The following is a 23,173-nucleotide window of genomic DNA, read 5'->3' as shown; positions in this document are numbered from 1 at the left end:
TCACGATCCGGCGCGCAGGACCGAGGCGACGATCGGGCCCGCGGAGTCGCCGCCGTGGCCGCCGCTCATGACCAGGGCGGCCGCCGCCACATGGTCGTGGTAGGCGGTGAACCAGCCGTTGGGCTGGCCCTGGTTCTCCTCGGCCGAGCCGGTCTTCGCGCCGACGACGCCGCCGAAGGTGTGCATGGTCGCGTAGGCGGTGCCGCCGGTGACGGTCGCGCGCATCATCTGCTGGAGGCCGCTCTGCACACCGGGGGGCAGCGGCGAGGTGCTGATGGCGGTGCGCTTCTCGATGACGCTGGAGTCCTGGAGGATCGACGGCTGGTGGAACTGTCCGTTGCGGACGGTGGCGGAGACCGAGGCCATGTTGAGCGTGGTCATCAGCACCTGGCCCTGGCCGATCATCTCCGAGGTCAGCTCGTCACCGGTGCCGCCGGGTATCTGGCCGTCGCTGGTGGGCGTGCCGACGTACCAGGTCGAGCCGAGGCCGTAGTAGCGGCCGGCGGTGTCGGCCAGGGTGGTGGGGCCGATGTTGTCCGCCAGGCGGATGAAGCCGGTGTTGCAGGACTGGGCGAAGTCCCACTCCAGGGTGGCGTCGAGGTTGTCCCGGGTGACGTTGGTGTAGGGCTTGCCCATCGGGCGGGCGTAGCCGCTGACGCACTGCGAGTGGGTCTGCGGGGTCAGGCCCTTGTTGAGCAGCGCGGTCGCCGTCACGATCTTGAAGGTCGAGCCCGGTGCCTCGTTGGCCTGAAGGGCGAGGTTCTGGCCGGTGGCGGGGTTGAAGGCGACGGCCAGGATGCCGCCGGTCAGGGTGTCGAGCGCGGTCACCCCGGAACTGGCCTCCGTCTTCACCGCCTTCTCGGCCGCCGCCTGGATGCCGGCGTCCAGCGTCGTCCTGAGCTTGGCGTTGACGCCCTTGCGCAGCACGTCCAGGGTCTTGGTCTGCTCGTCGTCCGCGTTTTCTATGTACGTCTCGACGCCTGGGGTGCCCGCGTGCAGTCCGGCCGCGTAGTGGCCGCGCAGATAGGCGAAGATCTGGGTCAGCGAGGGGTACTTGGCCGGGTCCATCACCTTGCCGTCGCGGTCGATGACGTCCACGTCGGGGGACTTCGCCGGGCCGGTGATCAGCGTGTCGCCCGCCTGGAGGTCGGGGTGGAGCACGGAGGGCGCCCACTGGACGGCCGGCTTGCCGTCGGAGCCGCGCACGACCTTCAGCGAGGACGCGTACGACCACGGCTGGGTGATGTCCTTGTACGTGACGGTGGCCCGGACGGTGAACGGCACCCGGGTGTCGGCCGGCGTGCCGGGGGTGATGTCCACCTTCGTCACATGGGCCTGGTCCTTGTACCCGGCGAGGGCGGCCGTCGCGGTCCGGGGGGAGTCGGTCAGCTTGGCGGCGCCCGCCGTGTCGCCCGACGACCAGGCGGTCAGGAAGTCCTCCGCGGTGTCGGTGACCTCCTTCAGGCTCGGCGGCGCGGTGTTGACGGGGGTGGCGACGCTCTGTGCCGAGCCGCCGCTTCCTCCGCTGCCACCGCCTCCGGCGCCGTCCAGCGACGAGTAGATGTTGTAGGCGCCGTAACCGGCGACGCCCAGCATTCCGGCGAACACCGCCCCGATGATGCCGATCTTGATTCCCCGTGCCATGGGCACCGGTCCCACCCCTCCCCATTGAACGCGTTCAGGGAACGCGCTCAAGCACCCTACGGGAGGAGCCTGTGGACCAAGGTCTCGATCGGTTAACGGACTCGTACTGAAACCATACGATCCGGAAAGCCCTCTACCTGGTCAGATCCAGGAGTCGAACCACATTCTGGCCTGCCAGCCGGAATAGGGGATCGTCATACCTGTGTAGATCGGGAAGAAATAGATGAAATTCCAGATGATGAGCAGAACCAGGGTGCCCGCGCCCACCGCGCCCCACATCCGGCGGCCCTCGGTCGACCCGGGTGGGCCGAGGAAAGCGCCGACCATCATCGCCACCGCGAGACACAGGTAGGGGACGAAGGCGACCGCGTAGAAGTAGAAGATCGTACGGTCCTGGTAATGGAACCACGGCAGATAACCGGCGCCGGCCGCGCACAGGATCGCGCCCGCCCGCCAGTCGCGGCGCATCACCCACCGGTACAGCAGATACAGCAGCGCGAAACACGCCGACCACCACAGCAGCGGGGTGCCCAGCGCCAGAATCTCCCGCGAACAGCCGCTCGCGGTGTGGCAGCCGTCCTCACCGTTCTTCGGCGACTCGAAGTAGTACGAGACCGGCCGGCCGAGCACCATCCAGCTCCACGGGTTGGACTGGTACGGGTGCGGGGTGTGCAGGCCCACGTTGAATTGGTAGACCTGGTACTCGTAGTGCCACAGGCTGCGGATCGGGGCCGGAATCCACGACCAGGTGCCGCCGCGGCCGTTGGCCCAGGTGCGGCCGTAGCCGTTGCTCGACATGAACCAGCCGGTCCAGGTCAGCAGATACGTCACCAGGGCGCCGGGGATCATCGTCAGCAGTGACCAGCCGAAGTCCTTGCGCAGCATCGCCAGCCGCGGGTGCTTGGCCCCCGCCAGACGGCGCGAACCGATGTCCCAGGCGAGGGTCAGCACGATGAAGAAGGCCAGGAAGTACAGGCCGTTCCACTTGCTCGCCGCGGCCAGGCCCAGGAAGACGGCCGCCGCGATCCGCCAGGGACGCCAGCCCATGCCCTTGCGGGAGCCGGTGTGATGGTCGGGGCCCGCGAAGCCGTCGTCGTCCACCGGCAGCGCCGCGGCCAGTCTGGCCCGTGACCAGTCCCGGTCGACCAGCAGACAGCCGAACGCGGCAAGCGCGAAGAACATGATGACCAGGTCGAGCAGGGCGATCCGGCTCATCACGTAGTGCAGGCCGTCCGCCGCCATCAGCGTGCCCGCCACGCAGCCGAGCGCCGTCGAGCGGAACATCCGGCGCCCGATACGGCACAGCATCAGCACGGACAGCGTGCCGAGCAGCGCCATCATGAAGCGCCAGCCGAAGGGGTTCAGGCCGAACATCCACTCGCCGACCGCGATCACCCACTTGCCGGCCGGCGGGTGGACGACATAGCCGGGGGCGTCGGAGAGCGGGATCACCTGGGGGTGGGCCAGCAGCTGGGGGTTGACGACCTTGCCGTCGGGCCAGGTGCCCTCGTAGCCCAGCTTCAGCAGGGACCAGGCGTCCTTGGCGTAGTACGTCTCGTCGAAGACGACCTCGCGCGGGTTGCCCAGGTGCCAGAAGCGGATCGCTCCCGCGAAGGTGGCGACGAGCAGGGGGCCGAGCCAGCCCATCCACCTGGCCACCCGGTGGGCCATGCCGGGACTGAGGCCCAGCACCTCCCACATCCGGGTCCCCGGTTCGGGGAAGGGCGGGACCAGGCGCTCCCGGGTGTCTGTATGCGGCCGCTCCGCATACCCGAACCTGCGGAGCCGTCGCGCCCATGCGCTCGGCTCCGCCTCGGCCCGGACGTCCTCGTCGGGCCGGTCCTGCGTCGCGGTCTCACTCGTCACCGGGCCATCGTAGGGAAAGGGTCTGTGATTGCCATGTGGTGTGCGACGGCGAGGTGTTTTTGTCCGGTATTCCGTGTCACAACTTTCCACTCCGCCCGCCGTACCAGCCTCCGTCGCGTCCGGTACGCCGCTCGGGCCCGGTCCGCTCCCCGGGGTGCGAGCGCGGTCCGCGCGCGCCCGGCGGGGGACGGCGAGGGGCGGACGGGTGGGAAACTGTCGTCGTGAACAGCTCAGCCGCAGGCGTCCTCGTACTGGCCGGCACTCCCATCGGCGACCCCGACGACGCCCCCCCGCGCCTCTGCGCGGAGCTGCGCGGCGCGGACATCGTCGCCGCCGAGGACACCCGGCGGCTGCGCCGGCTGACCCAGGCCCTCGACGTGGAGACGACCGGCCGCGTCGTGTCGTACTTCGAGGGCAACGAGTCGGCCCGCACCCCGGAACTCGTGACGGCCCTGGAGGGCGGCGCCCGGGTCGTCCTGGTGACGGACGCGGGCATGCCGTCCGTGTCCGACCCGGGCTACCGGCTGGTCGCCGCGGCCGTGGAGCGCGGTATCCGGGTCACGGCGGTGCCCGGCCCGTCCGCCGTGCTGACCGCGCTGGCCGTGTCAGGGCTGCCGGTGGACCGCTTCTGCTTCGAGGGCTTCCTGCCGCGCAAGGCGGGGGAGCGGCTGGCCCGGCTCAAGGAGGTCGCGGCGGACCGGCGCACCCTGGTGTACTTCGAGGCCCCGCACCGCATCGACGACACCCTGGCCGCGATGGCCGAGGCGTTCGGCCCCGACCGGCGGGCCGCGGTCTGCCGGGAGCTCACCAAGACGTACGAGGAAGTGCGCAGGGGCCCGCTGGAGGAGCTGGCGCAGTGGGCGGCGCTCGGGGTACGCGGCGAGATCACCGTCGTGGTGGAGGGCGCCCCCGCGCCGGGGCCCGCCGATCTGGAGCCGGCCGAGCTGGTCCGGCGGGTCGCCGCCAGGGAGGCGGCCGGGGAGCGCCGCAAGGAGGCGATCGCGGCGGTGGCGGCGGCCGCCGGGGTGCCGAAGCGGGATGTGTTCGACGCCGTGGTGGCGGCCAAGCACGGCGCTGTCTGAGGGCCGGTTCGCGTCATAGGGTCCGGTTCGCGTCCTTAGGACGTGGGCCTTCGGGTCCATGTGCGGCCGCCGCCCGTCCCCAAGGGCCGTTTCGCGTCCTTAGGATGCGGATCATGGCGACGAACAAGGACCGGGCCCGTAAGGACGGCAAGAACGGCCAGGACGGCAAGGACGGCCAGGACGGCCAGGACGGCAAGAACGACAGGAACACGGCCCCGCCCGCGCCGGAACCGCTGCGGGTCGCGGTCGCCGACTCGCACACCCACCTGGACATGCAGTCCGGTACGGTCGCCGACGCGCTCGCGCGGGCCGCGGCGGTGGGTGTCGGCACGCTGATCCAGGTCGGCTGCGACCTCAAGGGTTCGCGCTGGGCGGCGGAGACGGCGGCCGCCCACGACGACATCTGGGCGACGGTGGCCCTGCACCCCAACGAAGCGCCCCGCATCGTGCACGGCGAACCCGAGGGAGACTGGTCCCGGCAGGGCGAGCGCGAGGCGGGCGGAACGGCAGCCCTGGACGCGGCCCTGGAGGCGATCGCCGAACTGGCCGCGCTTCCTCAGGTCCGCGGCGTCGGCGAGACCGGCCTCGACTACTTCCGTACGGGCCCCGAGGGCGTGGCCGCCCAGCAGTACTCCTTCCGCCGTCACATCGAGATCGCCAAGCGGTACGGGAAGGCTCTGGTGATCCACGACCGGGAGGCCCACGACGACGTGCTGCGGATCCTGGACGAGGAGGGCGCCCCCGACACGGTCGTCTTCCACTGCTTCTCCGGGGACGCGGCCATGGCCGCGAAGTGCGCCGAGCAGGGTTACTACCTGTCCTTCGCGGGCACGGTCAGTTACAAGTCGGCGCAGAATCTGCGGGACGCCGTGGCCGTGGCGCCGCTGGACCGGCTGCTGGTGGAGACCGACGCGCCCTTCCTCACGCCCGTCCCGTACCGGGGCCGTCCGAACGCGCCCTATCTCATCCCGCTCACGGTGCGGGCGATGGCCGCGGCCCGGGCCGTGGACGAGGACACCCTCGCCGCGGCGATCGCGGCGAACACCGCGAGGGCGTTCGCGTACTGAGGGCCCCGCGGCGGCCCCGTACTCTTGCGGTTGTGAGTACGACAGACCCCGACGCCCTGCTCGGACCGGCCGACATCCGCGAGCTGGCCGCGGCGCTGGGTGTACGCCCCACCAAGCAGCGCGGCCAGAACTTCGTCATCGACGCGAACACCGTGCGGCGGATCGTGCGCACCGCCGGGGTGCGGCCCGCGGACACCGTGGTCGAGGTCGGGCCCGGACTCGGGTCGCTGACGCTGGCGCTGCTCGAGGCGGCCGACCGGGTCACCGCGATCGAGATCGACGACACGCTGGCCGCCGCGCTGCCCGCGACCGTGGCCGCCCGGATGCCGGGGCGGGCGGAACGTTTCGCGCTCGTGCACAGCGACGCGATGCAGGTCGCCGAGCTGCCCGGGCCGCCGCCCACCGCCCTGGTCGCGAATCTGCCGTACAACGTGGCCGTGCCGGTGCTGCTGCACATGCTCGCGACCTTCCCGAGCATCGAGCGCACCCTCGTCATGGTGCAGTCCGAGGTCGCCGACCGGCTCGCCGCGAAGCCGGGCAACAAGGTGTACGGGGTGCCGTCGGTGAAGGCGAACTGGTACGCCGAGGTGAAGCGGGCCGGCGCGATCGGGCGCAGCGTCTTCTGGCCCGCGCCGAACGTGGACTCCGGCCTGGTCTCGCTCGTACGGCACGATCCGCCCCGGACGACGGCGACCCGCCAGGAGGTGTTCGCGGCGGTGGACGCGGCCTTCGCGCAGCGGCGCAAGACGCTGCGGGCGGCGCTGGCCGGGTGGGCCGGCTCCGCGGCGGCGGCGGAGGCCGCGCTGGTCGCCGCCGGGGTCTCGCCGCAGGCTCGGGGCGAGGCGCTGACCGTCGAGGAGTTCGCCGCCATCGCCGAGCACAAGCCGGCTTAGCCGTCTTTTTGGGTCGTCGTTCCATGCTGTTGTCCGTTGAACGCGTTGTTCCGCCGTATCGCCCGCCGTTTCGCCGATCGCCTTACTGTCGTACCGACTGAGGAGTTTCCGCCCGTGACCGCCGTCACCGTACGTGTGCCCGCCAAGGTCAATGTCCAGCTCGCCGTCGGTGGGCGACGATCCGATGGGTTCCATGATCTGGCCAACGTCTTTCTGGCCGTCGGGCTGTACGACCATGTGACGGCGACATCGGCCGATGAGCTGCGGATCACCGCCGAGGGCCGTGACGTGGGGTCCGTGCCGCTCGACGCCTCGAACCTCGCCGCCCGGGCGGCCGTCGCGCTCGCCGAGCGGCACGGCATCGCACCGGCCGTGCATCTGCACATCGCCAAGGACATCCCCGTCGCCGGGGGCATGGCGGGCGGCAGCGCGGACGGCGCGGCGGCGCTGCTGGCCTGCGACACGCTGTGGGGGCTGCACACGCCCCTGCCCGAGCTGCTGGAACTCTGCGGGGAACTCGGCAGCGACGTGCCGTTCAGCCTGGTCGGGGGAGCGGCGCTCGGCCTCGGGCGCGGGGAGCGGCTCACCCCGATCGAGGTGGGCGGGAACTTCCACTGGGTGTTCGCCACGGCCGACGGCGGGCTGTCGACACCGGCGGTGTACCAGGAGTGCGACCGGCTCCGCCGGGAGCAGGGGGCGGGGGACGGGGTGGCGGACGTGCCGCCTCCCGTGGCCGACCCGAAGCTGCTGGCCGCGCTGGCCGACGGGGACGCGCACGCGCTCGCCGGGGCGCTGGCGAACGATCTTCAGTCGGCGGCGCTGTCGTTGCGGCCGGGGCTGGCCGGGACACTGGCGGCGGGAACGGACGCGGGGGCCCTGGCGGGCCTTGTGTCCGGGTCCGGGCCGACGTGCGCGTTCCTCGCGCCCGACGCGGACACGGCGGTGAAGATCGCGACGACGCTCGGGCCTTCGGCCCGGGCGGCGGGCTCGCCGGCGCCCGGAGCCACGGTGCTGCGCTGATCCGTCGCGGCCTTTCGTCCCGGGTGCACGTCCGTGCGGGTGCCGCACCTCGCGGCGCGGGTGTTTCCCAGCTCCCCCAAAGCTCCGCCTGGGGGTACCCCCAATGCCGTCAAGTTTGGCGTTTGGGCTGGTGGGGGTGGGAGTTTGGGCTGTTGTGGTTGATGGTTGCGGTGATGTGGGCGGTGCCGGTGGGGACGGTCTGGCGTTTCTTGCCGTTGCCGATCTTGCCGGCGGCGTATTTGGACAGGGATCGTTTGACGAGGCGGTTGTATATCCGCAGGCGGCGTGGGGGTAGTGGGTGGTCGCGGAGGTAGGTGCCGACCGCGCCGAGCAGTCGGGCGTCTGGGGGACCGTCGATCTCGGTGGCGGTGGTGATGCCGTTGACGGTTTCACGCAGGGCCAGGGTGAAGCCCATCGCGGTGCAGGGCAGCCCTGCGGCGGTCCCGGCGCGGGCCATGACCAGGCGCAGGAGCTGGTAGCTGATCAGCAGGGCATGGATCTCCTGGGCCAGGCCGGCTGGGGTAGTGCAGTGCAGGACCCGGCCGCCGAGCATCGTGGACTTGACCGAGCAGAACGTCTCCTCGACTTCCCACCGGTCGTGGTAACAGGCGGCGATCGCGTCGGCGGGATGGGTGCGCCAGTTGAGCAGGCTGGTGGCCAGCAGCCATGTGCTGGTGCGGGTGCCCTGGTCGGTGGTGACCTGGACGGTGACGGCGATCGCGCGGACTTCGCGGCCGGCCCGCAGCGTCAGCCATGAGCCGTCGGGGTAGCGCTGAAGGGCCGGCAGGCGGGCGGTGCGGGGCAGCCGCACCGTGAAGTCGGCCCCGGTGGCGACCAGATCCGACAGGAACCCGGCCGCGTCGAACCCCGCGTCGAGCAGGACCAGCATTCCCGCGTGCAGGCTGCGCAGCAGCCGCCGGGCCGGAACGAACTCCCGGCCTGAGACCGGGCCGAAGACCGCATCGGCCAGGGTGCGGGTGGAGCAGTAGACCAAGGCGATCACCTGCACCAGCGGATAGCCCGCCGTGCCGTAGCGGTGCTTGTGCTTGCCCAGCCAGGCCCGGGTGGCCGCACTGTCCGGGACGGCCAGGACCGTGCCGTCGACCGCGCAGACCTCAAGGCCCCGCCACGGCTGCGGCACCGCGGCCGGGTGACGGCACAACTCGCGCAACAGCAACTGCAGCGGACGCGACCCCAGCCGCACCCGCGCCGCGTGCAGGCCCTGCCGGGTCGGGTCCGGCAACCCCGCGCCACCGAGCGCGGCACCCGCCATCCGGTACACCGCCCCCAGGGACACCGACCCGCACAACCCCTGCGCGACCAGCAGATAGACCACCACCCGGGCCGGCAGATCACGCACCCGCCGCTGCACCCGGCCCGTCCGCGCCAAAACCTCATCGACCACGGAGAACGGCAGCAGCCACGTCAACGGCCCCAGATGCCCCGGCGCGAAACACCCGGCACCTGCGGCCACCGAACGAGTAATGACAGACTCAGACACAGCAGGGCCCCTCCACGGATCCGGACTCGACACCCATATCCGTAGCGGGGCCCTGCCCCCGCTGTCCCACAAACACCCCAACCCCAACAACCCAACCCCCAAACTTGACGGCATTGGGGGTACCCCCACCAGAGCTTCGCCCGGGGTACACCCACCTCGCTTCGCCCGCCCGTGCGGAGGGGAATCCGGCTCTCCGTCCTCCCGGGCCCCGTCCTCGCCGCCGGCGGCCTCGCGTCCCGAACACCGCGACTACGCTGAAACCCTCGCACCCCAATCCCTGGAGACACACGGAAGTGGCCGTCAACCTCGTCAACGTCGAAGCCGTCAGCAAGACATACGGCACGCGGACCCTGCTCGAATCCCTCTCCCTGGGCGTCTCCGAAGGAGAGCGCATCGGCGTCGTGGGCCGCAACGGCGACGGGAAGACGACCCTGATCCGTATCCTCGCGAAGCTGGAGGACCCGGACACCGGCCGCGTCACCCACCTGAGCAACCTGCGGCTCGGCGTCCTCACCCAGCACGACGCCCTCGACCCGGCGGCGACCGTGCGCCACGAGATCGTCGGCGACCGGCCCGACCACGACTGGGCGGGCGACGCCAAGATCAGGGACGTCCTCACCGGACTGTTCGGCGCCCTGGACCTGCCCGGGTTCCCCGACGGCCTGGACACCGTGATCGGCCCGCTCTCCGGCGGCGAGCGACGCCGTATCGCGCTCGCGAAGCTGCTGATCGACGACCAGGACCTGATCGTCCTGGACGAGCCGACCAACCACCTCGACGTGGAGGGCATCTCCTGGCTGGCCGGCCATCTGCGGGCCCGCCGCTCGGCCCTGGTCTGCGTCACCCACGACCGCTGGTTCCTCGACCAGGTGTGCACCCGTATGTGGGACGTGCAGCGCGCCACGGTCTACGAGTACGAGGGCGGCTACAGCGACTACGTCTTCGCGCGGGCCGAGCGCGAGCGGATCGCGGCCACCGAGGAGAGCAAGCGGCAGAACCTCGTCCGCAAGGAGCTGGCCTGGCTGCGCCGCGGCGCCCCCGCCCGTACCTCCAAGCCCCGCTTCCGGATCGAGGCGGCGAACGCCCTGATCGAGGACGTGCCGCCGCCGCGCGACACCGCGGAGCTGATGAAGTTCGCCAACTCCCGGCTCGGCAAGACCGTCTTCGAGCTGGAGGACGTCACCGTCACCGCGGGCCCCAAGCAGCTGATCCGGCATCTGACCTGGCAGCTCGGGCCGGGCGACCGTATCGGTCTGGTCGGGGTGAACGGCTCGGGCAAGACGTCCTTCCTGCGGGCCCTGACCGAGGCGGCCGTGACCGACGGCGACCGGCAGCCCGCCGCCGGCCGGATCACCGTCGGCAAGACCGTCAAACTCGCCTACCTCTCCCAGGAGGTGGCCGAGCTGGACCCGGCGCAGCGCGTGCTCCAGGCCGTGGAGGCCGTCCGCCAGCGGGTGGACCTCGGCAAGGGCCGCGAGATGACCGCAGGCCAGCTGTGCGAGAAGTTCGGCTTCACCAAGGAGAAGCAGTGGACGCCGGTCGGCGACCTCTCCGGCGGCGAGCGGCGCCGGCTGCAACTGCTGCGCCTGCTGATGGACGAGCCGAATGTGCTCTTCTTCGACGAGCCGACCAACGACCTGGACATCGAGACGCTGACCCAGCTGGAGGACCTGCTGGACGGCTGGCCGGGCTCGATGGTCGTGATCAGCCACGACCGGTACTTCCTCGAGCGCACCACCGACCGGGTGTTCGCGCTGCTCGGCGACGCGAGTCTGCGGATGCTGCCGCGCGGGGTGGACGAGTATCTGGAGCGCCGCCGCGCGATGGTGGAGGCCGCCGCGCCCCCGCCGCCCGCCGCGCGCGCCAAGGAGAAGCCGGCCGGTGACACCAGGGCGGCGAAGAAGGAACTCCAGCGCATCGAGCGTCAACTCGACAAGTCCGCCGACCGCGAGAGCAAGCTGCACAGTCAGATCGCCGACCACGCCACGGACTTCGAGAAGGTCGCCGCGCTCGACGCCGAACTGCGGGCGCTGCGCGAGGAACGCGAGGAGCTGGAGATGCGCTGGCTGGAGCTCGCGGAGGACGTGTAGCGGGCCGGTAACGGTACAGCGGCGGCCCGCGGCGTCCTGTGGGGCGGGTGATAGAAAGAATGACCGCCCGCCCGATCCGACCGCAATGGAACGAAGAAGGACCTGTTGATGTCGCAGCCGCCACCGCCCCCCGGAAACCCGCCCCAGTTCGGGAAGTCCGACGGCGCTGTGCCGCCGCTTCCTCCGCAGGGTCCGCCGCCGGCCCAGGGCGCGCCGCAGCCCCCGCCCGCCGGTTACGGCTACCCGGCGCAGGCCCCGCCGCCCGCGCCGGGACCGGCCGCCACCCCGCCCCCCGGCGGTGAGAACCCGTACGCGACGCCCGTACCGCCGGGCCAGAACCCGTACGCCTCGGCGCCGACCCAAGCAGCCTTTCCGCCGGGCCAGTTCCCGCAGCAGACGCCCCCGCCGTACGCGGGGGGCCCGCAGCAGAATGGTTACGGCTACCCGGCCCAGGGCTCGCCGTACGGTCAGCCGGGGCAGCCGGGACAGCAGCCGTACGGCCGGACCCCGCCGCCGCAGAACCCGTACGGCTACGGGCAGACGCCGCCTCCGCAGGCGCTGTTCGGCTACGCCCAGCAGCCCCCGCCGCCCGGGCGGTCGAACAAGAAGCTGGTGACGATCGTCGCGGCCGCGGTCGCCGCCGTGCTGGTGGTCGGCGGCGGGGTGTACTTCGCGACCAAGGGTGGCGACGGCGACAGGAAGCCCGCACCGCAGGCGAGTTCCGAGGGGCCCAGCGGCGGTCCGACGACCGCGACCTCGCACAGCTCCGAGCTGTCCTTCAAGTGGGACAAGGACGCCGACCCGGTGGCCGACAAGGACAACCTCAAGGACGCGCTGGGGATCTGGTTCACCGACAAGTACGCGGTGAAGAACGAGATCGACCAGGTCGTGGGCTACGACCTGGCGACCGGCGCCCCGGCGTGGACGGTCGCCGCGCCCTCCAAGGGCGACTGCACGGCGGCGCGGGACTCATCCGACCATCACATCGCCGCCATCCAGTACGGCGCGACCTGCGAGAAGATCATGGCGATCGACCTCGACGCGGGCCGGGCGCTGTGGTCGGCCACCCTGCCCGGGAGCACGGGCGACAAGGGCGACTTCGACTACTCCGAGATGGCGATCAGCGGCGACACGGTCGGCGTGGACTGGCTGGAGGGCTCGATCGGCTACCGGCTGACGGACCAGAAGGTGCTGTGGCGGTCCGGCAACGGCGACTGCGAGGACGACGGTTACGCGGGCGGCGCGCAGTTCGTGGCAGTCGTCAACTGCGACTACAAGTCGTACAAGGTGCAGGTCCTCGACCCGGCCAAGAACGGCAGCCCCAAGTGGTCGTGGACCGCGCCGACCGGCACCGAGGTCAACGCGATCGTCTCCACCGACCCCGTTGTGGTGATCCTCGGCACCGAGGACGAGACGTACACCGACGTGGCGACGGTCGTCGACGGCCGCCTCCAGTCGCGGGTCTCGCTGGGCACCAAGAAGTACGACATCGACGACGACGGCACCGAGAAGCAGTCGGTGCACAACGTCCTGGTCGACAAGGACACCCTCTATCTGACGCTCGCCGCCGAGCCCGGCGGCGACGGCAAGGTGGTCGGCGGCATCGCCGCCTTCAACCTCGGCGACGGCAAGCAGAAGTGGATCGCCAAGCCCGGCGGCGACCGCGAGATCACCGGCCTGGGCTTCGAGGACGGCAAGGTCCTCGCCTACGAGCGGCCGGGCTACGACGTGGCGGGCCGGCTCGTCACCCTGGACCCGGCGACCGGCGCGATCACGACGTACGCGACCTTCGCCAAGGACGCCTACGACCGGCTGGAGTCGGGCGGACTGCACGACTACGCCGTCTGGCACGACGATCGCTTCTATTACGTGACGAAGACGATTTACTCCTCCGTCGACGATCAGATGTATGTGCAGGTCTACGGCTGAGCGGACAGCCCGGCCGTAGCGCCCCCGGGCCGGCGGCCGCTCGCGGAATTTCCCGCTGTAACCGCCGGTTGGGGGCGCGCGCGGACGCGGGGAGCGTGTAGCTTCGCCGCCAGTGAGGTGGTCCGGCGGCGGGGGACGATTGGGACCGGCCCGGTGGCGGTATGCGTAGGGGACGGGGGCCGGTGGTGGTCCGGACTCCGGGGGGATTGGGGATGCCCGACATGGGTGTACGGCTCGTCGTGGTCGACGACCATCGGCTGCTGGCGGAGGCACTGGCCTCGGCGTTGAAGCTGCGCGGGCACCGCGTGCTGGCCGCGGGCGCTCCCGCCGCGGGTGCGGCGGAGCTGGTGCTGAGCAGGTCGCCGGAGGTGTGCCTGTTCGGCACGGCTTCGCCGGCCGAGCCCGGCGCCTTCGACGCGGTGGCGCGGATCAAGCGCGAGCGGCCCGCCGTGGCCGTGGTGGTGCTCGGTCCGGTGCCCGACCCCCGGGGTATCGCGGCGGCCTTCGCGGCGGGCGCCTCCGGCTATGTGCGGCACGACGAGCGGATCGAGGGCGTCGAGCGGGCCATGGCCAAGGCGCGCACCGGTGAGGTCGCGGTGTCCCAGGTGCTGCTCCAGGGCGCGTTCGCGGAGCTGCTCAACCCGGTCAGGCAGCCGGACGACGAGGGCGCGCGACTGCTGGAGATGCTGACTCCGCGTGAGGTCGAGGTGCTGGTCAGGGTCGCCGAGGGCGAGGACACCCGGGTGATCGCGGCGGGCATGCGGATCGCGCCCAGCACCGCCCGCACCCATGTGCAGCGGGTGCTGATGAAGCTGGGCGTGGGGTCCCGGCTGGAGGCGGCGGCGCTCGCGGCCCGTACGGGGCTGCTGGACCGGGCCGCCGGGGAGTCCGCGGGCTGAGCCCGGCTCCCGGTCGTCCCCGCCCGTAGCCGCTGTTTCCGCGGGATACGGGCGCGCCCGTATCCATGGCCGCCAGGGGCCCCGACGCGCCCGTCCCCGGTCCGCCGCCGCGCGTGACGATCTGTTCGGCAATGTTCGGTTGTGCCCGCGGAGGCTTCTTCGCGCCCTTCTCCCACCGATCCGCACTTCACAGGGCACCGCGCATTGACTGTGCTGTTCTGTTGTGATTCATTGTGTGCGGTTCTGTTGAGTAGATGCGGTGTGAGGTGCCCCAAGGTGAAGAAGACGCCGACCCGGCTCGCGGACGGCCGTGAGCTGATCTACTACGACTCGGCCGACGCCGTGGTCCGTCACGCCACCGATCCGCGCCCACTGGCACCCGTCGCCACCACCTCCCAGATTCGGTACGACAAGCTGCTCGGTGACAGCGTCGCCGTCGCCTCGCACCGGCAGGGCCGCACCTATCACCCGCCCGCGGACGAGTGCCCGCTGTGCCCCTCGCGCGAGGGCCGGCTCAGCGAGATCCCGGACACGGACTACGAGGTGGTGGTCTTCGAGAACCGCTTCCCCTCACTGGCCGGCGGCCTGGGCCGCTGCGAGGTGGTCTGCTTCACCTCCGACCACGACGCCTCCTTCGCCGACCTCACCCCCGACGCGGCCCGCCTCGTGCTCGACACCTGGACCGACCGCACCCGCGACCTGTCGCGGGTGCCCGGTGTCGTGCAGGTCTACCCGTTCGAGAACCGTGGCGCGGAGATCGGGGTCACCCTCGGCCACCCGCACGGCCAGATCTACGGCTACCCGTTCGTCACCCCGCGCACCGACCTGATGCTCCGCTCGCTGGCCGCCCACCGCGAACACACCGGCGGCCGCAACCTCTTCGACGACGTGCTCGCCGACGAGATCGCCGACGGCGGCCGGGTCGTGCTGAGCGGCGAGCACTGGACGGCGTTCGTCCCCTTCGCCGCGCACTGGCCGTACGAGGTGCACCTCTACCCCCGCCGCAGGGTGCCCGACCTGCTGGGCCTCGCCGAGGACGCCCGCGCCGAGTTCCCGTACGTCTATCTGGAGCTGCTGCGCCGCTTCGACCGGGTCTTCGGCGAGGGCCAGCCGCCGACGCCGTATGTCTCCGGCTGGCACCAGGCGCCCTTCGGTATGCCGGACCGGCAGGACTTCGCCCTGCATCTGGAGCTTTTCACCATCCGCAGGACCTCCGGCAAACTGAAGTTCCTCGCGGGCTCGGAGTCGGGTATGGGGGCCTTCGTCAACGATGTCCCCCCGGAGTCCGCGGCGACGCGACTGCGAGAGGTAGCGAGTCAGTGAGCAACGAGCAAGCGCGTCCCCGGAGCAGGAAGCTGCTGGTCACCGGGGGCGCCGGCTATGTCGGCGGCGTGGTGGCCGCCCGGCTGCTGGAAGCCGGGCACTCGGTCACCGTGCTCGACGACCTGTCGACGGGCTTCCGCGCGGGGGTGCCCCGGGGCGCGCGGTTCGTCGAGGGCCGGGTGCAGGACGCCGCCGAGGTGCTCGACGGCTCCTACGACGCGGTGCTGCACTTCGCCGCTTCCTCCCAGGTGGGCGAGTCCGTCACGAACCCCGGGAAGTACTGGCGCAACAACGTCGTCGGCACCCTCGAACTCCTCACCGCCATGCGGGAGAGCGGCGTCGGCACCCTCGTCTTCTCCTCCACGGCCGCGACCTACGGCGAGCCCGCCGCGGTGCCGATCCCCGAGACCGCCGCGACCTCGCCCACCAACCCGTACGGCGCCACCAAGCTCGCCGTCGACCGTATGATCGCCGCCGAGTGCGCCGCCCACGGACTGTCCGCGGTCTCCCTGCGCTACTTCAACGTGGCCGGGGCCTACGGCGGGCACGGCGAGCGGCACGACCCCGAGTCGCACCTCATCCCGCTGGTGCTCCAGGTCGCCCAGGGCCGCCGGGCCTCGATCGCCGTCTACGGCGACGACTACCCGACCCCGGACGGCACCTGCGTGCGCGACTACATCCACGTGGCCGACCTCGCCGAGGCGCATCTGCTGGCGCTGGAGAAGGCACCGCGCGGCGAGCACCTGATCTGCAACCTCGGCAACGGCAGCGGCTTCTCCGTGCGCGAGGTCGTGGAGACCGCCCGCAGGGTCACCGGCCATCCGATCCCGGCCACCACCGAGCCGCGCCGGGCCGGCGACCCCGCCGCCCTGGTCGCCTCCGCGGAGCGGGCCAGGACCGTGCTGGGCTGGCGGCCGACCCGTACCGACCTCGCGGGGATCATCCGCGACGCATGGCACTTCGCACAGTCACGAGCAGCATCAGCGGGGGAGGACCCACGATGACGGAAGCCGCGTTCGAACTCGCCTTCACGAACGTCTTCGGACGCGCGCCGGAGGGTGTCTGGGCGGCGCCCGGCCGGGTGAACCTGATCGGCGAGCACACGGACTACAACGACGGCTTCGTCATGCCCTTCGCCCTGCGGCACACCACCCGGGCCGCGGTCGCCCGCCGCGACGACGGGCTGCTGCGGCTGCACTCGGCCGCCATGGACGGCGGCCCGGTCGAACTGCGGGTGGACGCGCTCGCGCCCGGCGCCACCGCCGGCTGGGCCCGCTACCCCGCCGCCGTGCTGTGGACGCTGCGCCGGGCCGGCCACGCGGTGGGCGGCGCCGACATCCACTACGACAGCACCGTCCCGGTCGGCGGCGGACTGTCCTCCTCGGCCGCCCTCCAGGTGGTCACCGCCCTCGCGCTGACCGAACTGCACGGCGTCGGCGGCCTGTCCCGGCAGGATCTCGCGGTGCTCTGCCAGAGCTCCGAGAACACCTACGTGGGCGCGCCCGTCGGGGTGATGGACCAGACCGCCTCCGCGTGCTGCGCCGAGGGCCACGCCCTCCACCTCGACGTGCGCGGACTGATCCGGCGCCAGGTCCCGTTCGACCTCGCCGCCGAGGGGCTGCGGCTGATCGTCGTCGACACCCGGGTCAAGCACGCGCACGCCGAGGGGGCCTACGGGCAGCTGCGCGCGGGCTGCGAGACCGCGGCGGCAGCCCTCGGGGTGCCCGCGCTGCGCGACATCGCCCACGACGGGCTCGACGCCGCGCTGGCCGCGCTGCCGGACGAACGGCTGCGCCGGCTGACCCGCCATGTCGTCACCGAGAACCGCCGGGTCGAGGAGGTGCTCGCGCTGCTCGACACGGGCCGTACCCGTGACATCGGCCCGGTGCTGACCGCGGGCCATGCCTCGCTGCGGGACGACTTCCGGGTCTCCTGCCCCGAACTCGACCTCGCCGTGGACACCGCGCTCGCCGAGGGCGCGCTGGGCGCCCGGATGACCGGCGGCGGCTTCGGCGGCTCGGCGATCGTCCTGGTGGACGAGGAGGCGGAGGCGAGGGTCGGCGCCGCCCTGGCGGCGGCCCTGCCGAAGTCCCGCCGGTTCGTGACGACTCCGGGGCCGGGCGCGCGCCGGCTCAGCTGAAGCGGCCCGGGACGCGGCAGGGGAGACGTACGGGCGGGCGCGGCGGCCGGACCGCCGCGCCCGTCAGTTCTTGCGGTGGCCGATCAGCCGGGGCTTGGCGTCCAGCCCCGACAGCCCGTTCCAGGACAGATTGACCAGGTGGGCGGCGACCTCGGACTTCTCCGGGCGCCGCGCGTCGAGCCACCACTGCCCGGTGAGGGCCACCATGCCGACCAGCGCCTGGGCGTACATCGGGGCGAGCTTGGGGTCGAAGCCGCGCTGCTTGAACTCATGGCCGAGGATGTCCTCGACCTGGGTGGCGATGTCGCTGATCAGCGAGGCGAAGGTGCCGGTGGACTGGGCCACGGGGGAGTCGCGTACGAGGATGCGGAAGCCGTCGGTGTACTGCTCGATGTAGTCGAGCAGCGCGAAGGCGGCCTGTTCCAGGAGTTCGCGGGGGTGCCCTCCGGTGAGCGCCCCCGTGACCATGTCCAGCAGCCGCCGCATCTCGCGGTCCACGACGACGGCGTAGAGCCCTTCCTTGCCGCCGAAGTGTTCGTAGACGACGGGCTTGGAGACGCCCGCCTTGTGGGCGATCTCCTCGACCGAGGTGCCTTCGAAACCGCGCTCGGCGAAGAGGGTGCGGCCGATGTCCAGAAGCTGTTCGCGCCGTTCCTTGCCGGTCATCCGGGTCCGCCGCGCGCGTCGCGCGGTCGGGCCCGTCGTGGTGGAAACCGTCGCTCTTCCGTCTCTGCCGTCGCTCACGCGTCAATCATGCCGGTTCGCCGACGTTTTCTTTGCGTCGAGCAGCAATTCGCTCGGCATCGGGCCACCGGACGTCCTTGGCCCACCCGGCGAGTTCGAACCAGCGGATGATCCGGGCGCTGGAGTCGACCTGGCCGCGCAGCACCCCGTGCCGGGCGGAGGTGGGGTCGGCGTGGTGGAGGTTGTGCCACGACTCGCCGCAGGACAGGATCGCCAGCCACCACACGTTTCCGGAGCGGTCGCGGGACTTGAAGGGGCGCTTGCCGACCGCGTGGCAGATGGAGTTGATGGACCAGGTCACGTGGTGCAGCAGGGCCACCCGTACGAGCGAGCCCCAGAAGAACGCGGTGAAGGCGCCGTACCACGACATGGTGACCAGACCGCCGACCAACGGCGGGAACACCAGGGAGATCGCGGTCCACAGCCAGAAGTCCCGGGAGACCCGGCGGATCGCGCTGTCCTTGATCAGATCGGGCGCGTACTTCTGCTGCGAGGTCTGCTCCTCGTCGAAGAGCCAGCCCATGTGCGCCCACCACAGGCCCTTCATCAGGGCGGGGACGGTGTCGCCGTAGCGCCAGGGGCTGTGCGGGTCGCCCTCGGCGTCGCTGAACTTGTGGTGCCTGCGGTGGTCGGCGACCCAGCGCACGATCGGGCCCTCGACGGCCAGCGAGCCGGCGATGGCCAGCGCGATCCGCAGCGGGCGCTTGGCCTTGAAGGAGCCATGGGTGAAGTAGCGGTGGAAGCCGATGGTGATGCCGTGGCAGCCCAGGAAGTACATGCCGACCATCAGGCCGACATCGAGCCAGCTCATCCCCCGGCCCCAGGCCAGCGGCACGGCCGCGGCCAGTGCCAGGAAGGGGACGCAGATGAAGAGCAGCAGGGTGATCTGCTCGATCGACCGCTTGCTCTCGCCGCCCAGGGTCGCGCTGGGCAGTGGCTGCCCCGCTTCCTGGTCTCCTGAGGACCCGGGTTCCCGGGACTCGCTGATCACGTCCGTCTGTGTGGTCATATGTGTCCCTTGTCGGAAGTGGTTGGGGGTCTGGTCGCGGTGGTTACGCCCGTAACCTACGGCTCCGTAAGTATTGCAGCGGGGCCCGGCGGGGCAATAGGACCACACGAGGTAAGGGGGCTCGTGCCCGTTGCCGTCCCTTGGCCGGATACCTACCCCGGAACGGCGTCGCGTCCACCCGCGGTCGTACGGCATGATGGTGACGTCCAGCGAGACGGGCCCGACAACCGGGTCGGGACGTCGAGTTGATCCGCCGTGGTGTAATGGCAGCACTGGGGCTTTTGGTGCCTTAAGTCCGGGTTCGAATCCTGGCGGCGGAGCAGTCCACGCGTGGCCGCGGTGAGCCGGTCGAGCCACCCGTGTCCATGGCCGAACCCCTCGGTATCCTGCGGATGTCTCACACCCGAAGCCGAGGAGTCGCCCCCGTGAGCCACAATCGCCCGGCTGCCGTCGTCGTCCTCGCCGCGGGGGAGGGCACCCGGATGAGGTCGGCCACCCCGAAGGTCATGCACCCCATCTGCGGCCGCTCCCTGATCGGCCACGCGCTGGCCGCCTCCCGCGCCCTGGAGCCCGACCACCTCGTGGTGGTCGTCGGCCATGGACGCGAACTGGTCGCCGAGCACCTGACCGCTCTCGACCCGGGCGCCGTGATCGCCGTGCAGGCCGAGCAGAAGGGCACCGGGCACGCCGTCCGTACCGGCCTGGAGGAGCTGACCCGACAGGGTGTCACCCCCGACGGCACGGTCGTCGTCACCTATGGCGACGTACCGCTGCTCACGGCCGACACGCTCGCCGCCCTGGTGGGCGCGCACGAGGCGGGCGGCCACGCGGTGACCGTGCTGACCGCGCAGGTCCCCGACCCGACGGGCTACGGCCGGATCGTGCGGGCCCCCGACGGGCAGGTCACCGCGATCGTGGAGCAGAAGGACGCCGACCAGGCGCAGCGGGCGATCCGGGAGATCAACTCCGGGGTGTACGCGTACGACGGGCGGCTGCTGGCCGAGGCGCTGGGCAAGGTCACCACGGACAACACCCAGGGCGAGGAGTACCTCACCGACACCCTGGCCATCCTGCGCGAGGCCGGCCACCGGGTGGGCGCGCACAGCGCCGACGACCACCGCGAGATCGCGGGCGTGAACAACCGGGTGCAGCTCGCCGAGGCCCGCCGGGTGCTCAACGACCGGCTGCTGGAACGGGCGATGCTGGACGGCGCCACCATCGTGGACCCCGCCTCCACCTGGGTGGACGTGGACGTCACCTTCGCGCCCGACGCCCTGGTGCACCCCCACACGCAGCTGCTGGGGACCACCAGCGTCGGCGAGGGCGCCGAGGTGGGCCCCAACTGCACGCTCACCGACACGGCGGTCGGCGCGGGCGCCAGGGTCACCAACACCGTCGCGGACCGGGCCGAGATCGGCGAGCAGGCGTCGGTCGGCCCGTACGCGTATCTGCGGCCCGGCGCGAAGCTCGGCAAGAAGGCCAAGGCGGGCACCTACGTCGAGATGAAGAACGCCTCGATCGGGGAGGGCACCAAGGTGCCGCACCTGAGCTATGTGGGTGACGCCACGATCGGCGACCACACCAACATCGGCGCCGCGAGCGTGTTCGTGAACTACGACGGCGAGGCCAAGCACCACACCACGATCGGCAGTTACTGCAAGACCGGCTCGGACAACATGTTCGTCGCGCCGGTCGTCGTCGGCGACGGCGCCTACACCGCGGCCGGTTCGGTCATCACCAAGGACGTGCCGGCCGGGTCGCTGGCCGTCGCCCGAGGTCAGCAGCGCAACATCGAGGGCTGGGTGGCCCGCAAGCGGCCCGGCAGTTCCGCCGCGCAGGCGGCCGAACGCGCACAGCGCCGGGGCGGCCCGCGGGACGAGTGAGGGACGTCTCATCGGGCCCCTCCGAGGTGCACAGGTGCAGCGGATGGGGCGTACCGTGTGTGGTGCACACAATTCCGCCAGCACGCCCTACTCGGGGCGGCGCTGTGTCGAACACCAGTCGAACACCAAGGAGACGGTGCAGTGACCGGGATCAAGACGACCGGTGAGAGGAAGCTGATGCTCTTCTCCGGCCGCGCCCACCCCGATCTGGCGGAGGCGGTGGCACGACAGCTCGAGGTTGAGCTCGTGCCGACACGCGCTTTCGACTTCGCCAACGGCGAGATCTATGTGCGGTTCGAGGAGTCGGCCCGTGGCGCCGACTGCTTCCTCATCCAGAGCCACACGGCTCCGATCAACAAGTGGATCATGGAGCAGTTGATCATGATCGACGCTCTGAAGCGGGCCTCCGCGCGGAGCATCACCGTGATCGTGCCCTTCTACGGCTACGCCCGGCAGGACAAGAAGCACCGCGGCCGCGAGCCGATCTCGGCCCGGCTGATGGCGGACCTGTTCGCCACCGCGGGCGCCGACCGCATTCTCACCGTCGACCTGCACACCGACCAGATCCAGGGCTTCTTCGACGGCCCGGTGGATCATCTCTTCGCACTGCCGGTCCTCGCCGACTACGTCGGCGGCAAGGTGGACCGCTCCAAGCTCACCGTGGTCTCCCCCGACGCGGGCCGGGTACGGGTCGCCGACCGCTGGTGCGACCGGCTCGGCGCTCCGCTGGCCATCGTGCACAAGCGCCGCGACCCGGACGTCGCCAACCAGGTGAAGGTCCACGAGGTCGTCGGCGACGTCAAGGGCCGGGTCTGCGTCCTGGTCGACGACATGATCGACACCGGCGGTACGATCTGCGCCGCCGCCGACGCCCTGTTCGCCAACGGTGCCGAGGACGTCATCGTGACCGCGACCCACGGGGTGCTCTCCGGGCCGGCCGCGGACCGGCTGAAGAACTCCAAGGTCAGCGAGTTCATCTTCACCGACACCCTGCCGACCCCCGGTGAGACCCAGCTCGACAAGATCACGGTCCTGTCGATGGCGCCGACCATCGCCAACGCGGTCCGTGAGGTGTTCGAGGACGGCTCGGTCACCAGCCTGTTCGAGGACTCGAACGGGCACTGACGCCCAGGGTGCCGCCGTCCCGAAGAATCGGTACGGCGGCACCGTCATGTCCGGCGCCGCCGTGTCCGGCACCGCCGTGTACGCGGCCGGCCGCCGTGCCGGAGCGGGGAAGATCGATTTCGTCCGGGGCCTCCCCGCCGGTTACGCTGTGCGCGTTGCTCGGCGAGGGAGGCCCCGGCCGTCACGGCAGGTCCGTACGGCAGAACAGCCTCCGTTATCGGCGCGCTCCTCGTAAGTGGATCGGCCCGTCGTGGGTCGGGCGACCGTATGACTTTCGTCTTTCCGTTACGAGGAGTTGAGCCCCATGTCCGAGGTCAAGATCGCCGCGGAGCCGCGTACCGAGTTCGGCAAGGGCGCCGCCCGCCGGGTGCGCCGCGCCGCCCAGGTTCCCGCCGTCATCTACGGTCACGGCGCCGAGCCCAAGCACGTCACCGTCCCCGGCCACGAGCTGCTGCTCGCGCTGCGCACCCCGAACGTGCTCATCTCCCTCCAGCTCGGCGGCTCTTCCGAGCTGGTCATCCCCAAGGCCGTGCAGCGCGACCCGCTGAAGGGCTTCATCGAGCACGTCGACCTGCTGTCCGTGAAGCGCGGCGAGAAGGTCACCGTGGAGATCCCGGTGCAGACCGAGGGCGAGCTGGCCCCCGGTGGCAACCTGCTCGAGCACCTGCTCAACACGCTGTCGGTCGAGGCCGAGGCGACCCACATCCCCGAGTCCGTCACCGTCTCGGTGGAGGGCCTGGAGTCCGGCGCCGCGATCCTCGCCAAGGACATCGCGCTGCCCGCGGGCTCCACGCTGGCCATCGACGAGGACACCGTCGTGATCCAGGTCGTCTCCGCGCAGGCCGAGGCCGCCGAGGAGGGTGAGAGCGCCGAGGGTGAGGGCGCCGCCGCCGAGGCCGGCTCCGAGGGCTGACCCGAAGCGTTCCGGCCGCCGTCGTACCCTCCGGGGTGCGGCGGC

18 protein-coding genes and 1 tRNA gene are annotated in these 23,173 nt (G+C 71.4%); 14 read left to right on the top strand and 5 right to left on the bottom strand.

Going from position 1 to position 23,173, the window contains the following annotated elements; translation table 11 throughout:
• Positions 1-1,644 (bottom strand): penicillin-binding transpeptidase domain-containing protein, encoded by a 1,644-nt coding sequence (locus tag OHA30_RS12465; RefSeq protein ID WP_328913890.1) that lies wholly within the window; start codon positions 1,642-1,644, stop codon positions 1-3.
• A gap of 141 nt (positions 1,645-1,785) precedes the next feature.
• Positions 1,786-3,510: a dolichyl-phosphate-mannose--protein mannosyltransferase gene (locus tag OHA30_RS12460; protein ID WP_328913889.1), complete on the bottom strand. Its 1,725-nt coding sequence runs from the start codon at positions 3,508-3,510 to the stop codon at positions 1,786-1,788.
• A 221-nt stretch (positions 3,511-3,731) separates the two neighbouring features.
• Between OHA30_RS12460 and rsmI the strand changes: the two genes are divergently transcribed.
• The 4 genes from rsmI (at position 3,732) to OHA30_RS12440 (ending at position 7,572) form a co-directional block, all read left to right on the top strand.
• Entirely contained in the window at positions 3,732-4,592 is an 861-nt protein-coding gene (gene rsmI, locus OHA30_RS12455; protein ID WP_328913888.1) for a 16S rRNA (cytidine(1402)-2'-O)-methyltransferase, read from the top strand.
• Between the two features lie 113 nt (positions 4,593-4,705).
• Positions 4,706-5,659: a TatD family hydrolase gene (locus OHA30_RS12450; protein ID WP_328913887.1), complete on the top strand. Its 954-nt coding sequence runs from the start codon at positions 4,706-4,708 to the stop codon at positions 5,657-5,659.
• Between the two features lie 32 nt (positions 5,660-5,691).
• The gene (gene rsmA / locus OHA30_RS12445) at positions 5,692-6,552 is read left to right on the top strand and encodes a 16S rRNA (adenine(1518)-N(6)/adenine(1519)-N(6))-dimethyltransferase RsmA (protein ID WP_328913886.1); all 861 of its coding nucleotides are present in this window, start codon (positions 5,692-5,694) and stop codon (positions 6,550-6,552) included.
• Positions 6,553-6,666: 114 nt separating this feature from the next.
• On the top strand, positions 6,667-7,572 hold the full coding sequence (locus OHA30_RS12440) for a 4-(cytidine 5'-diphospho)-2-C-methyl-D-erythritol kinase (RefSeq protein WP_328913885.1): 906 nt from the start codon (positions 6,667-6,669) through the stop codon (positions 7,570-7,572).
• A 109-nt stretch (positions 7,573-7,681) separates the two neighbouring features.
• Here the strand turns inward: OHA30_RS12440 and OHA30_RS12435 are convergent, their stop codons facing one another.
• Complete coding sequence (locus OHA30_RS12435) at positions 7,682-9,073, bottom strand: IS4 family transposase (protein ID WP_328913884.1); 1,392 nt, start codon at positions 9,071-9,073, stop codon at positions 7,682-7,684.
• 293 nt (positions 9,074-9,366) lie between these two features.
• On the opposite strand from OHA30_RS12435, the gene OHA30_RS12430 reads away from it, so the two are divergent.
• From OHA30_RS12430 to galK, 6 genes are all read left to right on the top strand, one after another.
• A complete protein-coding gene (locus OHA30_RS12430; protein ID WP_328913883.1) occupies positions 9,367-11,163 on the top strand; it encodes an ABC-F family ATP-binding cassette domain-containing protein in 1,797 nt (598 codons plus the stop codon).
• A gap of 108 nt (positions 11,164-11,271) precedes the next feature.
• Positions 11,272-13,092 (top strand): outer membrane protein assembly factor BamB family protein, encoded by a 1,821-nt coding sequence (locus OHA30_RS12425; RefSeq protein WP_328913882.1) that lies wholly within the window; start codon positions 11,272-11,274, stop codon positions 13,090-13,092.
• A gap of 221 nt (positions 13,093-13,313) precedes the next feature.
• Positions 13,314-13,991, top strand: a complete 678-nt coding sequence (locus OHA30_RS12420; protein WP_328917840.1) for a helix-turn-helix transcriptional regulator — start codon at positions 13,314-13,316, stop codon at positions 13,989-13,991.
• Positions 13,992-14,267: 276 nt separating this feature from the next.
• Entirely contained in the window at positions 14,268-15,314 is a 1,047-nt protein-coding gene (gene galT / locus OHA30_RS12415) for a galactose-1-phosphate uridylyltransferase (RefSeq protein WP_328913881.1), read from the top strand.
• Positions 15,311-16,318: a UDP-glucose 4-epimerase GalE gene (gene galE, locus OHA30_RS12410; RefSeq protein ID WP_328913880.1), complete on the top strand. Its 1,008-nt coding sequence runs from the start codon at positions 15,311-15,313 to the stop codon at positions 16,316-16,318. The genes galT and galE overlap by 4 nt, the downstream gene beginning before the upstream one ends.
• Positions 16,315-17,454 carry a galactokinase gene (gene galK, locus OHA30_RS12405; RefSeq protein WP_328913879.1) on the top strand — a complete coding sequence of 380 codons (1,140 nt, stop codon included), beginning with the start codon at positions 16,315-16,317 and terminating at the stop codon, positions 17,452-17,454. The genes galE and galK overlap by 4 nt, the downstream gene beginning before the upstream one ends.
• A gap of 63 nt (positions 17,455-17,517) precedes the next feature.
• Here the strand turns inward: galK and OHA30_RS12400 are convergent, their stop codons facing one another.
• Both OHA30_RS12400 and OHA30_RS12395 read right to left on the bottom strand, forming a co-directional pair.
• Positions 17,518-18,120 (bottom strand): TetR/AcrR family transcriptional regulator, encoded by a 603-nt coding sequence (locus OHA30_RS12400; RefSeq protein ID WP_328917839.1) that lies wholly within the window; start codon positions 18,118-18,120, stop codon positions 17,518-17,520.
• 85 nt (positions 18,121-18,205) lie between these two features.
• Positions 18,206-19,207: an acyl-CoA desaturase gene (locus OHA30_RS12395; protein ID WP_328913878.1), complete on the bottom strand. Its 1,002-nt coding sequence runs from the start codon at positions 19,205-19,207 to the stop codon at positions 18,206-18,208.
• 249 nt (positions 19,208-19,456) lie between these two features.
• Here OHA30_RS12395 and OHA30_RS12390 point away from each other — a divergent pair.
• The 4 genes from OHA30_RS12390 (at position 19,457) to OHA30_RS12375 (ending at position 23,128) form a co-directional block, all read left to right on the top strand.
• Positions 19,457-19,527: transfer RNA gene (locus OHA30_RS12390), tRNA-Gln, on the top strand.
• A 105-nt stretch (positions 19,528-19,632) separates the two neighbouring features.
• A complete protein-coding gene (gene glmU, locus OHA30_RS12385) occupies positions 19,633-21,090 on the top strand; it encodes a bifunctional UDP-N-acetylglucosamine diphosphorylase/glucosamine-1-phosphate N-acetyltransferase GlmU (protein WP_328913877.1) in 1,458 nt (485 codons plus the stop codon).
• Between the two features lie 141 nt (positions 21,091-21,231).
• Positions 21,232-22,215: a ribose-phosphate diphosphokinase gene (locus tag OHA30_RS12380; RefSeq protein ID WP_328913876.1), complete on the top strand. Its 984-nt coding sequence runs from the start codon at positions 21,232-21,234 to the stop codon at positions 22,213-22,215.
• 304 nt (positions 22,216-22,519) lie between these two features.
• Positions 22,520-23,128 (top strand): 50S ribosomal protein L25/general stress protein Ctc, encoded by a 609-nt coding sequence (locus OHA30_RS12375; RefSeq protein ID WP_328913875.1) that lies wholly within the window; start codon positions 22,520-22,522, stop codon positions 23,126-23,128.
• The last annotated feature ends 45 nt before the right edge of the window (positions 23,129-23,173 follow it).

Origin of the sequence: Streptomyces sp. NBC_00223 (assembly GCF_036199905.1) — a bacterium.
Classification (GTDB): Bacteria; Actinomycetota; Actinomycetes; order Streptomycetales; family Streptomycetaceae; genus Actinacidiphila.
This window is presented reverse-complemented; position numbering and strand designations above follow the sequence as displayed.